The 23,094-nt window shown below is 43.1% G+C and carries 17 protein-coding genes; 9 read left to right on the top strand and 8 right to left on the bottom strand.

Annotated features, from left to right (window positions below; genetic code table 11):
- The first annotated feature begins 105 nt into the window (after nucleotides 1-105).
- From ACE1AT_RS20720 to ACE1AT_RS20730, 3 genes are all read left to right on the top strand, one after another.
- Nucleotides 106-2,856 carry a bifunctional acetate--CoA ligase family protein/GNAT family N-acetyltransferase gene (locus ACE1AT_RS20720; RefSeq protein WP_374871728.1) on the top strand — a complete coding sequence of 917 codons (2,751 nt, stop codon included), beginning with the start codon at nucleotides 106-108 and terminating at the stop codon, nucleotides 2,854-2,856.
- Between the two features lie 349 nt (nucleotides 2,857-3,205).
- Complete coding sequence (locus tag ACE1AT_RS20725) at nucleotides 3,206-3,613, top strand: hypothetical protein (RefSeq protein WP_017309508.1); 408 nt, start codon at nucleotides 3,206-3,208, stop codon at nucleotides 3,611-3,613.
- Between the two features lie 4 nt (nucleotides 3,614-3,617).
- The gene (locus tag ACE1AT_RS20730) at nucleotides 3,618-4,883 is read left to right on the top strand and encodes a glutamate-5-semialdehyde dehydrogenase (protein ID WP_374871730.1); all 1,266 of its coding nucleotides are present in this window, start codon (nucleotides 3,618-3,620) and stop codon (nucleotides 4,881-4,883) included.
- Nucleotides 4,884-4,949: 66 nt separating this feature from the next.
- On the opposite strand, the gene ACE1AT_RS20735 is transcribed toward ACE1AT_RS20730, so the two are convergent.
- Complete coding sequence (locus tag ACE1AT_RS20735) at nucleotides 4,950-6,011, bottom strand: fatty acid desaturase (RefSeq protein ID WP_374871732.1); 1,062 nt, start codon at nucleotides 6,009-6,011, stop codon at nucleotides 4,950-4,952.
- Nucleotides 6,012-6,267: 256 nt separating this feature from the next.
- Nucleotides 6,268-7,080: an acyl-CoA desaturase gene (locus ACE1AT_RS20740; protein ID WP_374871734.1), complete on the bottom strand. Its 813-nt coding sequence runs from the start codon at nucleotides 7,078-7,080 to the stop codon at nucleotides 6,268-6,270.
- Between the two features lie 84 nt (nucleotides 7,081-7,164).
- Here ACE1AT_RS20740 and ACE1AT_RS20745 point away from each other — a divergent pair, with 84 nt between their 5' ends.
- From ACE1AT_RS20745 to ACE1AT_RS20755, 3 genes are all read left to right on the top strand, one after another.
- Nucleotides 7,165-8,397 carry an aminotransferase class I/II-fold pyridoxal phosphate-dependent enzyme gene (locus tag ACE1AT_RS20745; protein WP_374871736.1) on the top strand — a complete coding sequence of 411 codons (1,233 nt, stop codon included), beginning with the start codon at nucleotides 7,165-7,167 and terminating at the stop codon, nucleotides 8,395-8,397.
- Between the two features lie 81 nt (nucleotides 8,398-8,478).
- Nucleotides 8,479-8,721, top strand: a complete 243-nt coding sequence (locus tag ACE1AT_RS20750; protein ID WP_374871738.1) for an AbrB/MazE/SpoVT family DNA-binding domain-containing protein — start codon at nucleotides 8,479-8,481, stop codon at nucleotides 8,719-8,721.
- Complete coding sequence (locus ACE1AT_RS20755) at nucleotides 8,718-9,116, top strand: PIN domain-containing protein (protein WP_374871740.1); 399 nt, start codon at nucleotides 8,718-8,720, stop codon at nucleotides 9,114-9,116. Before ACE1AT_RS20750 ends, ACE1AT_RS20755 begins: the two co-directional genes overlap by 4 nt.
- Before the next feature lie 223 nt (nucleotides 9,117-9,339).
- Here the strand turns inward: ACE1AT_RS20755 and ACE1AT_RS20760 are convergent, their stop codons facing one another.
- The gene (locus ACE1AT_RS20760; protein WP_374871742.1) at nucleotides 9,340-12,351 is read right to left on the bottom strand and encodes an AAA-like domain-containing protein; all 3,012 of its coding nucleotides are present in this window, start codon (nucleotides 12,349-12,351) and stop codon (nucleotides 9,340-9,342) included.
- Nucleotides 12,352-12,657: 306 nt separating this feature from the next.
- Between ACE1AT_RS20760 and ptsP the strand changes: the two genes are divergently transcribed.
- Nucleotides 12,658-15,201: a phosphoenolpyruvate--protein phosphotransferase gene (gene ptsP, locus ACE1AT_RS20765; RefSeq protein WP_374871744.1), complete on the top strand. Its 2,544-nt coding sequence runs from the start codon at nucleotides 12,658-12,660 to the stop codon at nucleotides 15,199-15,201.
- 33 nt (nucleotides 15,202-15,234) lie between these two features.
- Here ptsP and ACE1AT_RS20770 read toward each other — a convergent pair whose 3' ends face one another.
- The 3 genes from ACE1AT_RS20770 to ACE1AT_RS20780 form a co-directional block, all read right to left on the bottom strand.
- The gene (locus ACE1AT_RS20770) at nucleotides 15,235-16,233 is read right to left on the bottom strand and encodes a glycosyltransferase (protein ID WP_374871746.1); all 999 of its coding nucleotides are present in this window, start codon (nucleotides 16,231-16,233) and stop codon (nucleotides 15,235-15,237) included.
- A 115-nt stretch (nucleotides 16,234-16,348) separates the two neighbouring features.
- Complete coding sequence (locus ACE1AT_RS20775; RefSeq protein ID WP_374871748.1) at nucleotides 16,349-17,002, bottom strand: DUF6391 domain-containing protein; 654 nt, start codon at nucleotides 17,000-17,002, stop codon at nucleotides 16,349-16,351.
- 488 nt (nucleotides 17,003-17,490) lie between these two features.
- Nucleotides 17,491-17,769, bottom strand: a complete 279-nt coding sequence (locus ACE1AT_RS20780) for a LuxR C-terminal-related transcriptional regulator (RefSeq protein WP_374871750.1) — start codon at nucleotides 17,767-17,769, stop codon at nucleotides 17,491-17,493.
- Between the two features lie 198 nt (nucleotides 17,770-17,967).
- Here ACE1AT_RS20780 and ACE1AT_RS20785 point away from each other — a divergent pair, with 198 nt between their 5' ends.
- Both ACE1AT_RS20785 and ACE1AT_RS20790 read left to right on the top strand, forming a co-directional pair.
- Nucleotides 17,968-18,960 (top strand): carbohydrate kinase, encoded by a 993-nt coding sequence (locus ACE1AT_RS20785; protein ID WP_374871751.1) that lies wholly within the window; start codon nucleotides 17,968-17,970, stop codon nucleotides 18,958-18,960.
- Between the two features lie 128 nt (nucleotides 18,961-19,088).
- A complete protein-coding gene (locus tag ACE1AT_RS20790) occupies nucleotides 19,089-19,274 on the top strand; it encodes a hypothetical protein (protein ID WP_374871753.1) in 186 nt (61 codons plus the stop codon).
- A gap of 62 nt (nucleotides 19,275-19,336) precedes the next feature.
- Here the strand turns inward: ACE1AT_RS20790 and ACE1AT_RS20795 are convergent, their stop codons facing one another.
- Both ACE1AT_RS20795 and cobJ read right to left on the bottom strand, forming a co-directional pair.
- Entirely contained in the window at nucleotides 19,337-21,229 is a 1,893-nt protein-coding gene (locus tag ACE1AT_RS20795) for a tetratricopeptide repeat protein (RefSeq protein WP_374871754.1), read from the bottom strand.
- 15 nt (nucleotides 21,230-21,244) lie between these two features.
- The gene (gene cobJ / locus ACE1AT_RS20800) at nucleotides 21,245-23,008 is read right to left on the bottom strand and encodes a precorrin-3B C(17)-methyltransferase (RefSeq protein WP_374871755.1); all 1,764 of its coding nucleotides are present in this window, start codon (nucleotides 23,006-23,008) and stop codon (nucleotides 21,245-21,247) included.
- Nucleotides 23,009-23,094 lie beyond the last annotated feature (86 nt).

Here is a 23,094-nt window from a genome sequence, read left to right on the forward strand (position 1 = left end):
CCAATCCCCAATCCCCAATCCCCAATTCCCAATCCCCAATCCCCAATCCCCAATTCCCAATCCCCAATCCCCAATCCCCTATCCCCAATCAATCCCAAAAGAACCATGCAAACAAATTCCACACTAACTTCAGACCGCACTTATGATATTCTCCGATCCGAATATCAACCTTTAGACGCGATATTTGCGCCGAAAACGATCGCTGTAATTGGTGCTACTGATCGTGATCGCAGTGTGGGACGAACTGTACTTTGGAATCTGATCAGTCATCCTTTTGGGGGAACGGTTTTTCCTGTCAATCCGAACCGTAGCAGTGTACTTGGGATTAAAACCTATCCTAATATTGCCGCAGTTCCAGAGCCTATTGATTTAGCGATCGTGATTACACCTGCTGCTACTGTTCCAGGGATTATTGGTGAATGTGCAGAGGTGGGAGTTAAAGGTGCGATCGTGCTTTCGGCTGGATTCAAAGAAACAGGTGCAGATGGCGCCAAGCTAGAACAGCAAGTTTTAGAACAACTGCATCACAGCAAAACGCGGTTGATTGGGCCTAATTGTTTGGGTGTGATGAATCCTCACACGGGCTTAAATGCTACCTTTGCTAATAGCATGGCATTTCCGGGGAAGGTGGGATTTATTAGTCAAAGTGGGGCGCTGTGTACGGCAATTTTAGATTGGAGTTTTCGAGAAAACGTCGGTTTTAGTGCCTTTATTTCCATCGGTTCCATGCTGGATGTGGGTTGGGGTGATTTGATTTATTACCTTGGTGATGACCCGCACACAGAAAGTATTGTAATCTACATGGAATCGATTGGTGATGCGCGATCGTTTCTCTCCGCAGCACGGGAAGTTGCCCTCACTAAGCCGATTATTGTGATCAAAGCTGGACGTACAGAAGCCGCAGCCAAAGCCGCAGCGTCTCATACAGGGGCTTTAGCGGGAAGTGATGCGGTGTTTGATGCTGCGTTACGACGTTGTGGAGTATTGCGAGTAAACAGTATTTCTGAGTTATTCGATATGGCAGAGGTGTTAGCAAAACAACCTCGTCCTCAAGGTCGCCGACTGACTGTGATTACCAACGCTGGCGGTCCTGGAGTACTGGCGACCGATGCACTCATTACTGGCGGGGGTGAGTTAGCAGAATTATCTGCCGCAACTCATGCAGCCTTAGATCAAATATTACCAGCCAATGGCAATCATCACAACCCTATCGATCTATTAGGTGATGCTGATCCGACCCGCTATGCCCAAGCTTTAGAAATTACTGCCAAAGACCCCAATAGTGATGGTTTGCTGGTAATTTTAACACCACAGGCAATGACCAACCCTACCCAAACCGCCCACTTGCTCAAACCTTACGCCAAAATTGGTAAACCCATCCTGGCTAGTTGGATGGGAGATACAGATATAGAAGCAGGGGCAGAAATTCTCAATCAAGCTTCGATTCCCACTTTCCCTTTTCCCGATACTGCCGCCCGTGTTTTTAACTACATGTGGCGTTATAGTTACAACTTGCGGGGACTGTATGAAACACCTGTGCTGACTGAAAATCAAGATGTAGCGAATGAGCGAGTGATTGTTGAAACCATCATTCAAAAAGCACGAATAGCTGGTAGAACTTTACTAACTGAGGTGGAATCAAAACAAGTTCTAGCAGCATACGGTATTCCTACGGTGGAAACAAAAGTAGCAACTAGTACAAATGAGGCTGTGCGGCTAGCGGATAAAATTGGCTATCCGGTTGTATTAAAGGTATTTTCGGAAACCATCACCCATAAAACTGACGTGGATGGTGTGCATTTAAATTTACATGATGCGGAAGCAGTCCGTCAGGCTTATGCAGCAATTGCAACTTCCGTGAAAGAGAAAGTCGGGGAAAGTCACTTTACTGGCGTTACTGTGCAGCCGATGATTGATTTAAAAAATAGTTATGAACTGATTTTGGGTAGCAGTATTGATCCCCAGTTTGGCCCTGTTCTACTTTTCGGTACTGGCGGACAGTTGGTAGAAATATTTCAGGATCGGGCTTTGGGGCTTCCGCCGCTAAATACGACATTAGCGCGGCGAATGATGGAACAAACCCGAATTTACAAAGCACTACAGGGAGTCAGGGGTAGAAAAGCTGTAGATTTAGAAGCATTAGAACAACTTTTGGTACATTTTAGCCAACTTGTAGTTGAACAACGCTGGATTAAAGAAATTGATATAAATCCTTTATTGGTACAAGCAATTACTCAAAATTCTTTTATTGCCCTTGATGCACGGATTGTGCTACACGATTTAGATGTCAAAGAGGCAGATTTACCAAAACCTGCTATTCGTCCTTACCCCACACAATACGTTTCGTCTTGGACAATGAAAAACGGGATGGAAATCACAATTCGCCCGATTCGTCCAGAAGACGAACCATTAATGATTCAGTTTCACAAAACCTTATCGGAAGAAAGCGTTTATTTTCGTTATTTTCACCTGATCAAACTCAGTCAGCGTATCGCCCATGAGAGACTCACACGCCTTTGCTTTATCGATTATGACCAAGAAATGGCTTTAGTTGCTGACTATCACAATCCCCAAACCGGACAACATGAACTTTTAGCGATCGCAAGATTAAGTAAAATCCACGGTACACAAGGTGCTGAGTTTGCGATGCTAGTCAGTGATAATTTTCAATGTCAAGGTTTAGGAACCGAATTACTCAAAAGACTACTTCAGGTAGGACGCAGCGAACACTTAAATTACATTAGTGCAGAAATCCTTGCTGACAATTCCGGTATGCAGCGAGTTTGCGAGAAACTAGGTTTTCGCCTTGATCCAACCCCCGATCCTTCAGTTATTAAAGCAGAAGTAAATTTCTGAAGGAGTCAATTGTCAATTGTCATTAGTCATTGGTCATTGATTTCCCTCTTCCCCGATCCCCTTTCCCCGATACCCTTTCCCCAATCCCCAATCCCCAAACTCAGCAATCAAGAATGATGTGGGATGCACTACACTTAATTAAGAAAGACCACTGTAATTTCTTTAGTTGTCAGGTGCAAACCTTTTTTGCCACTCTATTGAACAAAAATATATTCTGTAGGCAAGAATCACACAAAGTAGCTGAACTATTATAAAAAAAGTTTCAAGGAGATTAACCAACCTCAAAAACCTTAACAAGAGGATGATCTTCTCCTGCTGTCCATAAACACGCTCAAGTTATAAGATCCTTGTGCAATCTCAAAAACCCGAAAAACTTGATTTTAATAGCGAATATCCCTGTCCCTGTCGTCGTCGGGGACGGTTAATTCCGATTACGCTTACAGAAGCGTTTGGGTGCGATCGCTGTCAACAAATCTTTGTAGTTGAAGATAATGGTTATGTGCTGGAACAGCTTTCTACTACCTATCCCTATAAACGCGCTTGGCGCTGGACAGGTTCTACCTGGCAAGTCGTCCATCCGCGTTTAGGAGAAAGCTATCTACCAGTAGCACTTGGCATTATTTTCGTGCTAGTGATTATATGGTTGCCATTAGCGCTACGATTGGCCAGTGGTTCTAGTATAATCGCTTGGGCAATGGTAGCAGTACTTTTGGCAATTCTACCCGCACTGATGGTCTGGCTTACTTACAGACGTTGATTCAATGACAGTGGATGCTTTTGATCACAGCCCCGAAACAATCGCCAGCACTAAGCGTGCCTACGCTGCTTCTTTAAAGTTAGGAATTACCAAAGGGATAGATCGCAGTCGCGCCGTCTTGGCTATGGCAGAGGCGATCAAACGTTCTTTTGACGATATTCTAGAAGCTAATACTTTGGATTTAGAAGCTAGTCGGGAAATGGCTATACCAGATTTAATTTTGGACTGGCTAAAGCTAACCCCAAGACGTCTGGAAGCAGCTGTAGATATTTTGCAACGACTAGGAGAACTATCTGATCCACTGCGGCGAGTGCGTAGTGCTGACTATCAACTCGAAGATTCCCAGACTTACACACAGCTAACGCCTTTAGGAGTGATCGCGTTTATTTATGAAGCGTTTCCAGAATTAGCAGCGATCGCAGCAGGTTTATGTATCAAAACAGGTAATTGTTTGATCCTTAAAGGTGGTACAGAAGCTAGTCACTCGAACGCGGCGATCGCTGAGGCTTTACAAGCTGGAATTGCTGATGCTGGTTTATCGTCTGGCTGTATAGAATTAATCCAAACTGAACACGGTGCTTCCATCCGTGATTTGGTCAGCCAAGACCAGTATTTAAATTTAGTCATTCCCTACGGGCGTTCTAGCTTAGTACAGCAGGTGGTACGGCAATCTACAGCACCAGTACTGAAGTCAACAATGGGTAATTGTTACCTGTATTGGTCACTCAATGGCAGCTTGGAAATGGTACGTTGGATAATTGTTGATAGCCACTGTAGCCAACCTGATCCGGTGAATGCGATCGAAAAAGTTTTGATTCATCGGCAAGCTATGCCATCTTCTTTAATTACTCTGTGGAACAGCTTACAAGAGAAAGGCTTTGAAATTAAAGGAGATCCAGAATTAGTAGAAGCTTTTCCCCAGTTACAACTAGCCAAAGATGGAGAATGGGAAAGCGCTTATTTAACTAAAACCATTGCTTTTAAATTAGTGGATAGCTTAGAGGGAGCGATCACTTGGATTAATCAGTACAGCAGTGGTCACGCCGACTGTATTGTTACAGAATCTTACCAAGAAAGCCGACAATTTGCCTTGGGAGTCAACAGCGCCTCCAGTTACATCAATTCTTCTCCCCGCTTTACCCGTAACCCTGCACGGGGAGATGGCGTATTTCTTGGTATGTCCAACCAGAAAGGTCATCGACGTGGCTTTATCAGCCTAGAAAGCCTAACTACGGTCAAACATATCGTGCAGGGAAATGGACGGTTCTAATAGTTGAAAATAGGGAACAGTTATCAGTTATTCAGTTAACTGTTAACTGATAACTGATTCATGCCCTTACACCCTTACACCCTTAGCTTTCTGGTAATCCTGCATAGATAAATATCCACTCTCTGGATCATAAAGATGACACTGGTCTGTTATCTGCTTGATTAAAGACACAGAGAATCGGGATTTACTCAGATAATTTCCCCAATTTTCTTCTAGGCTACGATGAGCTAACCGTAAATTATAAGAAGGAATCGCTGTAGAAATGTGGTGGGGAACGTGGACATTGATATCATGGCAGAGAAATTCGATCCAACGAGGATAATCGCAGTGAACAGTACCAGATAGCTGTGCTATGGCGGCGTTCCAGTTTGCTGCTTCTACAAAAGGAATATATGGAGCAGTATGGTGAACCAAGGTAAAGGTACTCATCCAAAAATGGAAAACCAACCAAGGGATAAACCAAAATTTGATAAATCCCCAAATACCGAGATTAACAATGATCAAAGGGAAAGCGATCGCTGCAAATAGCACTACTACAGCAATGGATAGCTTGATTTTTGATTGATCCTTAGCACGGAATTTCGTCCAATTAAAGTGCAGGTTTGCCCAATGCAGGATTGAACCGATCCACCATAAACGGTTCCGCATGAAACCCTCAAAACCCCACTGTAATAATTTTCCCCAGCCTTCATATACATGTGGTCTGATTGGATGCCAAGCATTGTCTTCTTCTAGCTTATTAGTATGAGCATGATGATAATTATGCTTAATTCGCCAACTGTGAAACGGATAAACTAACGGCATCATCATCAAATGTCCCACCAAATCGTTTACCCAACGGCGTTTAGCAAACGAACGATGACCACAATCATGAGCTATAACAAAAAAACCTGTCAAAGCAGTGCCGATAAAAATCCAGACTGGAGGTAAGAGAAACCAAGGAGCAATGGTTAGGCAGAAATAGCCCAAGCCAACCATCAATACATTGATCACAAGTCTTGTCCAAGCTTTGCGCCGATTCTGCAAGAAACATTCCCGTGGCAGGCTTTTAATAATATCTTTCAGCTTGAAGTCAGCTTGATTAATGCTATCTGATGGCTTGAGGATGTTGATTGTTGATGTTGTCATGAATTAGTAAATACCAAAACACTTCACATTCAAGTGACTCAAAAATGAACTTGCTGTGAAGTTTTGTAACATTAGCGTTCTGGATTATATCAAGCTAACGTGTCTGAATGCACATGCCTGCCAACTATTTTTCTGGATTTAAAATTTTGAAAACCCCACTCATTCTTAGGCTACAAGCCAGTAAATGAGGGGGGTTAAAAATCGCACACAGCGTTAGTTCTATTATCAATAATTGATGACTTTAATCATCTCATGACTATTTATCAGCCAACTTGACATTCGTGGCAAGGCCAAGGACTTGTAGCAGTTTGACTGTCATCCAAGTCATGTCAATTTCCCACCATTGCAGTCCGTGACGAGCCGAATACTGAAAAGCGTGGTGGTTATTGTGCCAACCTTCACCGTAAGTTAATAAGGCAACCCACCAACAATTTGTTGAGCGATCGCCTGATTCATAAGTACGATAACCAAATTTATGGGTCGCACTATTGACAAACCAGGTGCAATGCCATACAAAAACTAAGCGAACAAAAACTCCCCAGATCACAAAAGGCCAGCCACCTAGCAAAAACAGTACTACACCTAGAGCTACTTGGAGCCAAATTAAATTGTTTTGGAAAAACTGATAAACTGGGTCATCGCCAATATCTTTCGTAAAGCGAGGTACTTCTGGCTGAAGTGGTGAATGAAAAAACATCCAACCCATGTGACTCCACCAGAAGCCTTTGTTGGAATCATGGGGATCTAACTCCTTATCTGAGTATAAATGATGCATTCGATGCATACCGACCCATTCTATTGGGCCTCCTTCGCAGGAAAGGGTTCCGCACAAAACAAGGAAGTATTCTAGCCACTTGGGGGTTTGAAAACTACGGTGGGTGACGAGGCGGTGATAGCCCAGAGTAATACCTAAGCCACCTGTTACCCAATGGAGAAACAAGCACACACCAACTGCTTTCCAGCTAAAGAAAGCGGGAAACAGAGCAAGCAACGCAGCAGCGTGCACAACAGTCAAGAATGTAATGTGTACTAAATGGCTTCGGGATTTTGTTGATGTAGCAATTGTCATGCAGTAACCTGAATAGGAATTGTTCAGCCTAGTCTGCGCGATCCTTAAATCCGCATATTATGTTTTTTTGTGAATGAGGAACTAATGAACAGCTTAGAACAGCTGCGGCAAGCAGAACAGGCACTGTTACAGATTTTTTCTGGAATTGACGCTCAGGTCAAGAGAAACCTTTACAGAGTGTTAAGTGCTTTTCGTCATCATCGAGTCGGCGCTCACCATTTTGCAGGTGTCACAGGATACGGTCATGATGACTTAGGGCGAGAAACTTTAGACAAGGTGTTTGCCGAAGTTATGGGCGCAGAGGCAGCTATTGTGCGAGTTCAGTTTGTCTCTGGTACTCACGCGATCGCTTGTGCCTTATTTGGTGTCCTCCGTCCTGGTGATGAAATACTCTCGGTTGCTGGCGCTCCTTACGACACATTAGAAGAAGTAATAGGTTTACGGGGTCATGGTCAAGGCTCCCTTATAGAGTTTGGCATTCGCTATCGCCAATTGGATCTTACCCCAGAAGGAAGTGTGGATTGGCAAGCTTTAAGTCGAGCGGTGGAGGATAAAACTAGTCTAGTCCTAATTCAGCGCTCTTGTGGCTATTCTTGGCGACCGAGTCTGTCAATTGCTGATATTGAAAAAATAATTAATTTAGTCAAGCAGCAAAATCCGAACACGATTTGTTTTGTTGATAATTGCTACGGCGAATTTATCGAAGTCAGTGAACCTACGCACGTTGGTGCTGATTTAATGGCGGGTTCCTTGATCAAAAATCCCGGTGGAACTATTGTCACAGCAGGTGGTTATGTCGCCGGTCGTGCTGATTTGGTAGAAGCGGCTGCCTGTCGCCTAACTGCCCCTGGTATCGGTAGTTACGGCGGTGCGACCTTTGATCAAAATCGTCTGCTCTTCCAAGGCTTATTTCTTGCACCCCAGATGGTAGGAGAAGCCATGAAAGGTACGCACTTGACAGGTTATGTTTTTGACAAGCTTGGTTATCCAGTTAATCCCGCACCTCTTGCACCTCGGCGTGATGTGATCCAGGCAATTAAACTCGGTTCCGCCGAGAAGCTAATTGCCTTTTGTAAAGCGATACAACAAAATTCACCCATCGGTTCTTATCTAGACCCCATTCCTGATCAAATGCCAGGTTACGAAAGCAAAGTCGTCATGGCTGGCGGGACATTTATTGAGGGTAGCACATTAGAGTTCTCAGCTGATGGGCCATTACGAGAACCGTATGTAGTGTACTGCCAAGGGGGGACACATTGGACTCATGTGGCGATCGCTCTTGAAGCCGCAATTGAGGCGATAGGATCAGCAAGCTAAGTCAATTGAGAATCCCACCCCTTCAAAGAGTGGGAGAATGTCAAAATAAAGTAAGAAATTATATTTGTTGTAAGGAAAAGTATGTCTATTGCCACAATTACTAGTAAAGGTCAAACAACTATCCCCAAGGAAATTCGCGAGAAACTGAACTTACGTCCAGGCGATCGCATTAGTTTCTTTATTGAAGCTGACGGTAGAGTATATATTCAACCATTGAATGTTCAAGTTGAAGACTTATCTGGTATTCTGCACAAGCCAGGAAGAAAGGCTGTGTCTGTTGAACAGATGAATGAAGCAATTGAACAGTGTGGTGGTAGCTTGTGAGCAAGGGGCTGGATACAAATGTTATTGTTCGTTATCTTGTACGGGATGATTTGGAACAATGGAAACTAGCGGATGAATATATTAAACAGGTTAAGGCAAGCGGTGAAACTTGTTTTATCAACAATATTGTTTTGTGTGAACTTGTCTGGGTACTGAAAACTTCTTACAAACTTAGTCGTATTGAAATTACCGAAGTGATCGAGAAAATACTGAAAGCAGATGCTTTTGATTTTGAAAACAGAGAAGCTGCTTTGTGGTCATTACAGCAGATGAAAAAAGGAAAAGCAGATTTCTCTGATTATCTAATTGGAAAGTTAAACGAACAAGCTGGATGCAGTGAAACCGTTACATTTGATGCAAAGTTGCAAGGAACTGAGGGAATTCGTTTACTTTAACCTTAATCACGTTAATCTCATCGACGAGGCTCAAAGACTCGTTAATGAGTATAAAAGACTCGACGACGGAGATCAAAGGCTCGACGACGGAGATCAAAGACTCGTTAATGAGTATAAAAGACTCGATGCCGAGGCTCAAATACTCAACAACGAAGCTCAAATACTCATCGAAAAAGCCTTAATCGCACCCTTCAGCCTTCACCCTTCCCCTTTCCCCATCCTTTTAACGGCACGCCTCATTCGACACATCAGGATGGCTAGCAAAATAATCTCTCAGCCAATCGCACCCCCGCACCAGCAGTTCATCTAAACCCTCAACCGGACGCAACTGCACAGTATTATCTACAACAACCGCTATTAACTTACCATCTGGGCTGAATACTCCATTTTTACCTTGATATTCAGCCAACTGCTGCCAATCATCCCCTACCTGAGTCCATAAGCGAATATTATCGTCACCTGATGCAGTAGCAACAGTTTTGCCATCAGGGCTAAACACCACGTTGTTGACCTCACTATTATGTTTGAGGGTAGCAATTGGTTTGCCTTGGAGATTCCACAACTTGGCTGTGCCGTCACTTGATGCAGTCGCCACAGTCTTGCTATTAGAGCTAAACACCACGTTGATTACCGCACCGTTATGCTTGAGGGTGGCAATTTGTTTGCCTTGGAGATTCCACAACTTGGCTGTGCCGTCACTTGATGCAGTCGCAACAGTGTTGCCATCGGGGCTAAACACCACGTTGTAGATCTCGCCATTATACTTGAGGGTGGCAACTTCTTTGCCTTGGAGATTCCACAACTTGGCTGTGTTGTCCACTAATGCAGTCGTGGCAATAGTCTTGCCATCGGGGCTAAACACCACGTTGTTGACCCAACTATTATGGTTGAGGGTGGCAATTAGTTTGCCTTGAAGATTCCACAACTTGGCTGTCTTGTCACTTGATGCAGTCGCAACAGTCTTGCCATCGGGGCTAAACACCACGTTGTTGACAGAATCGTTATGCTTGAAGGTGGCAATTAGTTTGCCTTGGAGATTCCACAACTTGGCTGTCTTGTCATCTGATGCAGTGGCAACAGTCTTGCCATCGGGGCTAAACACCACGTTGTTGACCGCACCGTTATGTTTGAAGGTGGCAATTTCTTGACCTTGAAGACTCCACAACTTGGCTGTCTTGTCACTTGATGCAGTCGCAACAGTCTTGCCATCGGGGCTAAACACCACGTTGTTGACCGCACTGTTATGTTTGAAGGTGGCAATTTCTTGACCTTGAAGACTCCACAACTTGGCTGTCTTGTCACTTGATGCAGTGGCAATAGTCTTGCCATCGGGGCTAAACACCACGTTGTTGACCCAACTATTATGGTTGAAGGTGGCAATTAGTTTGCCTTGGAGATTCCATAACTTGGCTGTGTTGTCATTTGATGCAGTGGCAATAGTTTTGCCATCGGGGCTAAACACCACTTTGTTGACCGCACTGTTATGCCTCAATTGATTTTTCTCGCTGATATTTTCGAGAGTAGTTTGCAAAGCTAACAGAGGGCTAACAGTTGGATATTTCGTAAATGAGCCATTATCTTTGACTATTTGTTTTAGCTCTTTTACAGACTGTGTTGCCTCGACTAAATTATCAATACTAATAAACTCAGACAATCGGAACAAACGCGCAGATGATTGTTCCAACCGTGTAACAGTTTGCGCTGTTCTAAATTGTTGCCAACCAAATCCAGCCAATGCTAAAGAAATAACTGCCGCAGTTGTAGTCCCAAATAAAATCCGCCTCGCCTTCTTTTGAGCATTTGCTAATACCTGATTTGCTTCTCTTTCCGTCTCTAAAGCCTTTTCCGCCTGTTGTCGCGCCTGTGCCAAAAGCTGATTTGCTTCCTGTTCTGCTACCAAAGCGTGTTGGACTTCTCGTTTATCAAATTCCTGACTCGCAGATAAATACTGATAATCTACACTGCTCAAACTTTTGCCAGTCGCCCACTGTAAAGCCTCTTGCAAAGCTTGTCCCCGCAATAAACGCGATTCATCTTCACACTCTGAAGCCATCCAAGCATTAATTTCACTCGCATAAGGGCGGAGTTTTGCTAATTGTTGCTCACACCATTGTTGATTAAATACCTCTGCATAAATGCGGTTATAAATTAACAGTTTGCCACCACGTTTTACAGCCAATCCTGTTAACCGCAACTCTGTTTGCTCCGGGCTATTATCACTTGCAACCTCTCCCTGTTGCAAAATCTGTTGAGCCAAAGCCAATAATTGCCCAGTCCGCTGTTCACTACTCCGCAACAGCCTATCTCGAATTGTCCGCAAATGCTCCGGCTCATCATGCATTTCCCAATTTTCAACAATCCGCTGACGCACCAAACGTCCCACAAAAATAGAAACTTCCCCCTCCTCCCCGCGTCTCCCCACATTCCCAGACGCGATGAATCGCGTCTCTACATTACTTCCCTCACTCCCCACCTGCGCTACCAACTTACAAACTTTCTGTGTCAAAAACGGCTGTCCACTAGTCCACTCCAACACAGCTTGCATTAATGCTTGTGGATCACCAACAGATGTAAGTCCTCTTGCTAATGGCTGCGCTTCTTCAAGTTGAAATCCCGTTAAATCAATTGCTCTACCAATATTAAATGGTGTCCTTCGCTTATCCCCAATTAAATCGGAAGGTGTACAAACTCCAATTAATGCAAACGTCAAACGGTTGTATGCTGGTTGGTCAGCACGACGGTTGTAACAATCGCGAATCACAGCAAAAAAATCATCTAAATTGAATTGAATGCTGAGAATACTATCTATTTCATCAATAAAAATAATAATTTTGTCAGTAATTCTCTGAAGTAAAACCGTTTCGAGAAACTTGCTTAACTTCTGCACTGGTGAAAGCAAATTATGCTCGAACCACCAATTTTCTAAATCAAAATCATGGTAGAGTCCAAAAGTCCCAATTAAACTATCAATCACCCCGGCGTACCATTGTTCCGGCGTGATATCTGCCGTCCCAATCGCTGTAATATCAATAGCAGCACATGCAATTTCCTCTTGTTGCAATCGCCGCATCACCTGCACCCGCAAGCTAGATTTACCCATTTGTCGAGAGTTGAGTACATAACAAAACTCCCCCGCTTGCAAAGCTTCGTAGAGTTCAGCGTCAGCTTTACGGGTGACATAGGTTGGCGCATCTTCGGGAAGACTACCTCCAACTTGATACTGATACAGCGTCATAGAAGCAAGAGTGTGAGGGTATGAGGGAATAAGGGTGTGAATTTCTAATTTTTCCCCTACACTACCAATAAAAAGCGATTTTAGACATTCTTCCAGTATTTATTTATCTTCACAAATGACTAATGATTATTGTACAAACGCGATTAATCGCCTATTGTAAAGACGCGATTAATCGCGTCTCTACTAATAACAAATGACCAATGACACCCAATAGATTACGGTTTGCTGAAAATTTACCCAAAAATTTGAGTTACCCCCCATAATGAGGTTGAAGAAAGCAATCCGCAATTAATTAACGGTGTCTCCGTGATTGGAATTGTTATTGTTTCTCACAGTAAACGGCTAGCAGAAGGCGTGCGAGAACTGGCGGTACAGATGGTTCAAGATCATGTTCCCATCGCCGTTGCAGCAGGAATTGACGATCCCGCAAATCCTTTAGGTACAGATGCGATACAGGTTTATGAGGCGATCGCATCTGTATATAGTGATGATGGTGTGTTGGTACTGATGGATCTCGGTAGCGCCTTGATGAGTGCAGAAATGGCGTTAGAGTTCCTCCCCAGCGAACAACAACAGCAAGTACATTTGTGTGCAGCGCCTCTAGTTGAAGGTGCGATCGCCGCAGTAGTTGCAGCAGCAGCCGGTAATCACATCCAACAGGTAATCGCAGAAGCACAGGGAGCATTAGTAGCAAAAGCAACTCAGTTAGGTTTGGATGATAGTCATTTGTCATTGGTCATTCGTGAAGAACCAATGATTAATGACACGCCACACACACACGAAATCACGCTGAGAGTCAGTAATAGATTTGGATTACACGCCCGCCCCGCAGCTCAATTTGTAGGGTGTGCTGCCCGATTCCAATCCCAAATTAAAGTCAAAAATGCTACTAAAGCTAGCGAATTTGTCCGCGCTGACAGTATCAACCAAGTAGCAATGTTAGGAGTACGTCAAGGAGACGAAATTGTCATAACTGCTACTGGTACTGACGCAGAAGCAGCATTAGCCGCATTACAAACATTATTCACCACCAACTTCGGCGAAGACAACACTCCTCCCCACACTCCCAGACGCGATGAATCGCGTCTCTACATTACTCCCCACACTCTCTCCTCCCTCCAAGGTATTCCCGCCTCTAGTGGAGTGGCGATCGCACCTTGTTTTCGCTATCGAAAAACGCCTATCAGCTCGAACCAAACAACTTCTTTAGAAAAAATACAGCATTATCACGTAGAAAATCCCAATGATGAGTGGCAACGTTTACAATCAGCATTGCACACTGCCCAACAAGAAATTCAAACTTTGCTGTCACACTCCTCGATTCAAATTGGTGATGCGGAAGCTGCTATTTTTGATGCCCATTTATTATTTTTAGAAGATCCAACTTTGTTAGAAACAGCACAGCAGCACATTTTGAGCCAGCACCTCAATGCAGAAGCTGTTTGGCAAGAAGTGATTAATGAGGTAGCAAATAACTATCGCCATCTTGATGATCCCTATTTACAAGAACGCATCGCCGATGTTGTTGATGTGGGAGAGCGAGTATTACGGGTATTATCGGGAACTCCGATGATGATCGTGGATGTATCCCAACCAGCGATTTTAGTTGCGGCTGATCTGACTCCCTCAGATACAGCTAGCTTAGATCCGACAAGAGTTTTGGGCATTTGTATCACAGGTGGTAGCGCCACATCCCACACAGCCATCCTGGCTCGGTCTTTGGGTATTCCAGCAATTGTCGGCTTACCACTAGAAATATTACAGCTAACCGATGGTACACAGTTAGCTATTGATGGAGAGATGGGTAGAGTCTGGGTACGGCCAGAAGCAGATACTCTGGTAGCACTTCAAGCCAAGCGAGATACACAACACGCAACTCAGCAACAAATAAGAAGTATTACCCACCAACCTTGCATGACTCGCGATCGCCACCGAATTAATGTGTTCGCTAATGTCAACAGTGTCCATGATACACAACAAGCAGTGAGTTTTGGTGCAGAAGGTGTCGGGCTACTCCGCACGGAGTTTCTTTATCTGAATCGTGCAACTGCTCCTACTGAAGAACAGCAACTAGAAGTTTATCAGGCGATCGCTCAAATTTTAGATAATCGTCCTTTAATTATCCGTACCCTCGATGTTGGTGGAGACAAGTCAATTCCTTATTTAGGTGTGGGTGTAGAAACTAATCCTTTTTTAGGTTGGCGGGGAATTCGTTTTTGTTTGGATCGTCCCCAAGTTTTGAAAACACAACTAAGGGCTATTTTACGGGCTAGCCTGCACCATCAAATCAAAATCATGTTTCCCATGATTGCGACTGTCACCGAAATCCAAGCAGCAAAAGTAATATTAGCCGAAGTACAAGCAGAACTACGTCAAGCTGGTATTGGTTTTGATGAAGATATGGAAATAGGGATCATGGTAGAAGTTCCATCAGCAGTCACTATTGCCGACCATTTAGCTAGGGAAGTAGACTTTTTTAGTATTGGTACAAATGATCTTAGTCAATACATCATGGCAGCAGATCGCACCAATCCCAAAGTCGCAAATTTAACCGATGCTTTGCACCCAGCAGTATTACGAATGATCCAACAAACCGTCGAAGTTGGACACGCTGCTGGTATCTGGGTGGGGTTGTGTGGTGAAATCGCCGCCGATCCCCTCGCAGCACCAATATTATTAGGCTTGGGACTAGATGAAGTGAGTCTCAATCCCCAAGCAATTCCTAGATTTAAAAGTGCGATCGCTCAATTAACAATACCAAAAGCACAGGCGATCTTCACAGCAGCATTACAACAAGATTCTGCGGCTAAAGTCAGAGAAATAGTCAATGATGACTTACATATAATCTAACGTCATTGGTCATTGGTCATTGGTTATCAATTATCAAATTTTGAAATACTTCTTTTTCACCTTATTAAATAGTGTTTGTAAGCGCAATCTAGTCAAACGCATTTTTGTCAGATTTTTGATATTACCAGGATGATCTTTTTTATGATCAAAAAAATCATTTAAATCATCTAAAATTAATTCTAAACGTTTGATAATATTTTCATATCTGTATTCTGCCAAAAACTCTTCAGATAATGCCGATGGTGTCCAATTATTCAGTAATTTCAGAATACGTTGAACATCATACTCTTTTGAATATCCAGCTATTTTATAGCAATTAAAACCAGGATCTAAATAATCCGATAAACCACCATTAATACTAGAAAAAACTTGACAACCACAAGCCAGAGCTTCCAACGGTTGCAAACCAAATCCTTCACTTACGCCTTGCTGCGCCCAGTATTCAGCAGAATCATAGAGGTAAATCTTAGCGCGATTGAATACTCCTGGTAAATCATCTACATAGGAATTAACAACAAAGACTTTGCATTTTTCTCGCAAAGCTGGAATCAAGTCTTGCATCAAATACTGCGAAGATTTCCGAGCTTGAACTAATATATCTATATCTCTTTGCGAATTTAAATTTTGAAATTCGTTACTAATTTGATTCGGCAAATAATATATTAATGAATGAGGTGAAGATTGTCCCCAATATCCCATAGTATCCCGGCTGACACTAATAATTGGAATACTTGCAGGTAATTTAAATCCATAACCTGCACTATGGGCATGGTAAACAACATTATATTGTTGAAGCTTAGTAGCAAGTCGAGCAACATCAAAGCCCCAACTAATCACAAAAATCACATCATCTAAATTTTTCTCTTGTAGCAAATCATTAATAAAGAGTTTTCCTTTCTCTCTTTGGCGGTAAGTGACAACATCAGCATGACAAACTTCCTTAGCAAGATTAAATGTTTTTAATTCTGCCCAAAGACCACCACAAGCAAACTTGCTATCTGTCCCCGGAAGTAAAAAGTAAAGCTTTCTCATTAATAAATTGGTTAGTAGTCAATGGTCAATGGTCATTGGTCAATGGTCAATGGTTATTCTTCTTTGTCCCCCTTCCCTTGTCCCCCTTCCTTTGTCCCCCTTGTCCCCCCGTCCCTCACTCTCGCCAGCATACTTTCACAAAATATGCTTCTCGTCCTGACAAATCCCGTGTATGTGTGATGTTTTCAATTTTTAAATTGAAAGGAATTGCAGTTGTGAGGTATTTTTGTGCTAAAGCACCTACATCAGGGGCTAATTCTGCGGCTGTTGTTGTTGCCAACCCTAGACCTAAGAGTTGTTCTATTATGCCTAGTGGTAGCAACATATGCATACTAACAGCAAATCCAGCCGTCAATAGCATTGCAACTGATGCATTTGTACCACAACGGGGGTGTACAGCTAAATGCCATTCTCCATTGATCAGTCGATGTAAAGCAAGTGTAACTGCACGTCGCAAGTCGCTAATATTTACATCTCCGTAAAGGTAGAATCCTTCTTCTGTAGACAAACCACCAAATAAATTGTTATCTACCTGAATGTTATTAGAGATAAACGGTGAAGGATGGGTAACTTTTGATTCGCTCAGAAGCCAGACTGTAGCATGTTCTAGAGCATGAACTTGCCGCAGCATGAGAATTTCTTTCAACCCTGGAATAAAAGATAACTGTTTGAGTAAATCAGCATCTAATGTGGGTTGAGGCGCTGTGAAATCAAAATTAAATAAGTCAAAAGGAAACCCATCTATTTTGGTATCAGCAAGATTATTCATAAAAACACTGCTCTCTAAGCTGATGGAGCAATATATATTTCCTTCAAATTTAACCTTTGAGTCTATGGATTGTTGCTAATTTTTGTTGACTGTAGCAATTTGAGATTTGAGATTTGAGATTTTGGATTTTGGATTTTGGATTTTGGATTTTAGATTGAATTTACAGTCAATCTCCAATCGCAAATCTAAAATCCAAAATTAATTGACTAGGGGCTAGATGCTAGGGGCTAGGTAGGTGCTAGAGATAATAGTAATTTCCCATACCCAATGCCCCATGCCCCATGCCCAATACCTAATGCCCAATACCCTCGCTCTTACAGTTGGGATGCTTAACCTGGCAAACATTTTTCTCATTTTTGGGCAACTGTCCCTACCCCTCACCCATGTTTCAGTACTCTGTAGCGCTGAATTTTGAAAGGTTCCCATTTTAACATCAGGCGTGAGGAGAAAAATGAACAAAAACCAATCAAAATAGGCTTGTCAGCATACTAGTAATTTTGTTCGGTCATATTTGGATTTGGCAAAGGACAGCAATTTACATCATTCAAACAGACTTTGCCCCAGTGCAAAGCCCAGCGAACAAGAGCTACTCGATTGTCTGTACCAGTTTTGGTGAGAATATTGCTGATATGGTTATCAACCGTACGCTTGCTAATTTCAAGCTTTGCTGCAATTTCTTGATTAGTTAAGCCAGCGGCCACTAAGTCGATAATTTGCAGTTCTCTGTCTGACAGACTTACAGGTGTCTGAGACTCGCCACCAGCCATGCTTTATTTCATCCTCCTTGGTATATGTACTCAATCACTCTCTCATTCTAGAAGATTCTTTTGCTGGTGGGCATTTCAACTGTTAGTATTAATACTCTTTTCACAAAGCTGTTTAATTGTGTTACACATCGCCCCCAAAATAGTAGAAATTATTGTAGATTCTTTACTGGAAAATCGTCTTCCGAAATTTAAAACCAGATGAGTAATCCCCGTGTTCTGTGCCTGGGTGAGATTTTATTTGATTGTTTAGCTGATCAGTTGGGGCGATCGCTCGCCGAGGTGGAGTCTTGGACTCCTTATCCAGGGGGAGCGCCAGCCAACGTAGCCTGTGCTTTAGTCAAGCTGGGTATCCCCACGGGATTTATTGGTTGTGTGGGTGAAGATCAACCAGGTAATGAACTGGTAGATTTATTGCAAAATATAGGTGTGGATACAATTGGTGTGCAGCGCCATCCAACAGCACCAACGCGACAAGTTTATGTGGTTCGCTCTGTTGAAGGCGATCGCCAATTTGCCGGATTTGGACAGTACGACACCACAGAATTTGCTGATACCCGCTTGCAAGCCAAGCAATTACCCATCAAGCTCTTTGAAGCCGCAGATTTTCTGGTTTTGGGTACTTTGGAATTAGCTTATCCAGAAAGTGCCAAAGCAGTTTACCGCACTTTGGAACTAGCGGAAGAATACAACCTCAAAGTATTGCTAGATGTAAATTGGCGTCCTGTATTTTGGCCTAACCCTGACATAGCACCACAAACGATTCGCGCCTTATTCAAACAAGTCGATTTTCTCAAACTCTCACTAGAAGAAGCCGAATGGCTATTTAACACCAGAAAACCAAGGGAAATTCTCAACCATCTTGACTCCATTGAAGGTGTAGTGGTGACGGATGGCGAACAAGGTTGTGCTTACTCTTTTGAAGAACAGGATGGTGAGTTACCCGCCTTTGCTGTGAATGTGGTTGATACGACTGGCGCCGGAGATAGTTTTGTGGCTGGCTTCATCCACCAATTACTAACTCATGGAATCAAAAGCTTAAGTAATCCAGAAAAAGCTAAACAAATTGTTACCTATGCTAGCGCTGTCGGAGCATTGACAACAATAAAACCAGGAGCGATCGCATCTCAACCAACCACAGATGAGGTGGAAACTTTTCTGTTGCAACAGTCTAAAACTAGCCCTGGCGATTAGAAGTTGGGGCTATACAAACCAAGTCCGCCTGCGCGGACTAACGGAAAATCAAGGCTTTTAACCCTTGTCTTGCGGGTTTTGTCTGTTTAGCCGCCACTTCTAGTCGCCTGGTGCAATAAAATTCAAGCTTGAAACAAGAAACTTCGGGTTTGAAACAAGAAACTTCAGGTTTGAAACAAGAAATTTCAGGTTTGAAACAAGAAACTTCGGGTTTGAAACAAGAAACTTCGGGTTTGAAACAAGAAACTTCGAGTTTGAAACAAGAAACTTCGGGTTTGAAACAAGAAACTTCGAGTTTGAAACAAGAAACTTGAATATTAGTGCTGGTGCGATCGCTCCTCACCAGATAATTTTCATCTTCTATGTCTGACTCTACCTACTGCTGAAGCCTTCTAATATCCTCCAATGCGTTTTGATACCACTGTGTATCTCCTTCTTTTCGCAAGATTTCAGCAGCTTTTTGTAAATCAGCAATCCCAGCTTGCTGATCACCCAACTTGGCACGGGATAAACCTCGACCATAATAAGCATAGCCATAGTTGGGATTAATCTTAAGTGCTTGGTTGTAATCAGCGATCGCCCCTTGGTAATCTTGTAATCCATAACGAGCTTTACCCAGGTTATTGTAGGCACCAGAATCTTTAGGGTTAATTTTCAGTGCTTGGTTACAATCGGCTATAGCCCCTTGGTAGTCTCCCAACTCTGAGCGAAGATTACATCGACCAATGTAGGCTTCCAAAAGCTTGGGATTAATTTTGAGGGCTTGATTATAATCTGCGCTCGCTCCTTGCGTATCTCCTAAACGTAAACGAAGTCTACCCCGGTTGTTGTATGCATTAGCATAGTTAGGATTAATTTTAATGGCTTGGGTGTAATCAGCTATAGCCCCTTGGTTATCTCCCAAATCATCGCGGACAATACCTCTGTTGTAGTAGGCATTAGCATAGTTAGGATTAATTTTGATGGCTTGATTATAATCAGCTATAGCCCCTTGGTTGTCTCTCAAATCGAAGTGGGCAATACCTCTGTTGTAGTAGGCTTTGTCATAGTTGGGATTAATTTTGAGGGCTTGATTATAATCAGCTATAGCCCCTTGGTTGTCTCTCAATTCAGCACGGACAATACCCCGGTTGAGGTAGGCATTGGTATAGTTAGGATTAATTTTGAGGGCTTGATTATAATCTGCGATTGCCCCTTGCTTATCTCCTAAATCAGCCCGGATAATACCTCTGTTGTAGTAAGCATCCACATAGTTAGGATTAATTTTGAGGGCTTGATTATAATCTGCGATCGCCCCTTGCTTATCTCCCAATTCGGAGCGGGCTATACCTCTGTTGTAGTAGGCTTTGTCAAGGTTAGGATTAATCTTGAGGGCTTGGTTGTAGTCAGCAATTTCCCCTTGCTTATCTCCCAATTGGTAGCGGGCTACACCTCTGTATAGGTAAGCATAAGCATATTTGGGATTGAGGCGAATTGCTTCACTATAATTGGCAATTGCTCCTTGATAGTCTTTCTGAGCATAATTTCTGTTTGCTTTGATATAGAAGTCGTCAGCTTTAAACGCAGTAGCAACTGTTTTACTTGGCACACTAACTTCCACATTTGCCGTCACAACTGGTATTTTTTGTAAAGCTACATTGATAGTAGTGCCTATACCCACATCTAATTGATCGTCAACCCTACCATGAACGCCTACTACTTCCCCCTGTTCATTCAGCACAGGCCCGCCGCTCATGCCTTTGGCAGTCTTATTATCGTAAATTAAGTTGTAACCATCACGCTGGGCAGTGCCGTTAGCATTCACCTGTCCCTTGACAAAAAATAAGCCAGGATTAGAAATTGCTGCTGTCTTTCCAGGAAACCCAGCAACATATACAGTTGTGCTGGCTGTGGCTTGATCGGAATTACCCATTTTTGCAACGTTATAAGTTTTACTACTGCTAAACTCAACAATGGCTAAATCTAACCCTTGCAATTGTTTCACAGTGTTGGTTGTATAACTTTGTTGATCAGGGGTAATGATTTCGTATTTTTTCCCAGCTTGTACCACATGGTAAGCAGTCAGGACGGTGTAGGTGTTACCGGAGCGCTTGATAATTATTCCTGAACCATTACCAGGGGGAGTTTGATTATTATCAATAATCTTGACTGTAATTTCTTGACTGATACTTTCTAACTGTTGTGAAGATAGAGCAGTTGCAATCTGAGACTGCACGATCACAACAGAGACACCAATCAGGGCAGATGTAAGTGCATAGTGATATTTCATATTTTGATCTCGGTATTAATCATCATAGCGACGAGGAGTATAAACCCAGTTCCCACCATCTCGTTTTTGAATCATGCGAGTTTTGCTGGAACCGACAATAATCACTGTCCGCATATCAGCATGTTCTGGTACTAAATTTCCCAGAGTACACACTAAAGTTGATTCTCCATCTCTACCGAGGTTGCGCGCAAGTACTACCGGAGTATCGGCAGAACGATGACGCAGAAGTATTTTTTGTGTCTCTGCTAATTGCCAGGTGCGTTGTTTAGAAACTGGGTTATAAAAAGCAATTACAAAATCTGCTTGGGCAGCAGCACTAATGCGTTGTTCGATAATTGACCAGGGTTTTAAAATATCTGAGAGAGAAATTACACAGAAATCATGACCAAGGGGTGCGCCTATTTTGGCTGCGGCAGCTTGCATTGCGGAAATACCCGGTGCTACTTGAATTTCAATACTTTGCCACTCTGGCTTGGCTTGTTGATCCAGCACTTCAAAGACTGCGGCTGCCATTGCATAGATTCCAGGATCACCAGAGGATACTACTACCACAAACCGTCCCTCTGCTGCTAAATCTAGGGCTACTTTTGCTCGTGCAATTTCTTCACGATTGTCAGACTCATGCAGGCGCTTATCTTTGGTGAAAATACTAACTAAATTCAAGTAAGTAGAATAACCAACAAAATCAGTGGCATTACGTAAGATTTCTTTGACTTCCGGCGACATCCAATCACTTTTACCTGGCCCTGTGCCAATAATTGCCAAGCGTCCCCGTGGTGTACCTGTGGTATTGATGTCGATGGGTAAAGGTGCGATCGCGATCGCACAGGAAAAATTCGCTGTTTGCCGTTGCATTACCAATTCCCCAGCCGCCGCAGCTAATAAAGCCGCTCCGGTTGCCACATCTGTGGTATTGTTTTGAGACATAATTTGAGCGATCGCATCGGGAGTAAAAAAACGAATTGGTACGTTGAAAGAATTAGCGATCGCTTGGAAACCAGGTTCAGCTGCGTCTGAGATACTAGCAAAAACCCCAGCCACAGACGCCGGAGCTAACTGTGCATCTACTAGCATTTGTTTTACTAAGGCGACTAACTCGGAATTTTCCCCAGTTTGTAAGCGGGGATTAAGGTGGGTAATTCCGATGGCGATCGTTGCAGGATGATAAATTAAGTGATTTGCTGTGGAATCTACTTCCTTATCTGTAACTTCTATGACCTTTTCTGCTTCTTGAGCAATAGGTAACAAATTATTTCTTAGCCAAGCTGCATTACCTTCTAAGCGCACCGATTGCCCTGCTAAGAGGTCAGACATAAAGGTTTTGGCATATTCCGGGTTAGACAAACGATAGCCTTCTGGCGGGTCTTCTAACGCAATACCAAAGCGGATATCACCCGTAGTTGTGATTGCAGGTTTTATACTTAATACACTGGCAATCTTTCGTGCCAAACTATTGACACCATTAAGTCCTCCCAATAGGGGTACAACTGCACTACCATCCTCTGCAACAGCTAAAACTGGGGGTTCCTGTCGCTTGTTGGCAAGCAGTGGTGCTAAGGTTCTGATCAAAATACCTGTAGCACAAAAGCCAATAATCGGTGTGCCATTTGTAAATAATTCCCGCAGTGTAACTCCAAAGTCTGTAAAACTTACATCCACATCAGAAGTCCGGCCTGCTAGTCCGTATAACTGCGCTTCTGGCAAAACACTAATCATCTTACGGGCAACGGGGATACTGTTGTTACCCAGCACAATAATAGCGGGTGCAATTTTGGTCATATGAGTGGCTAACTTGAGAGCTGTACAATCAATAATGCTGTTGGTTAATTTACGAAAAATTTAGCCTTCTCAACATTAAAATTTTG

The organism is Pelatocladus sp. BLCC-F211, from assembly GCF_041928655.1.
GTDB lineage: Bacteria > Cyanobacteriota > Cyanobacteriia > Cyanobacteriales > Nostocaceae > Pelatocladus.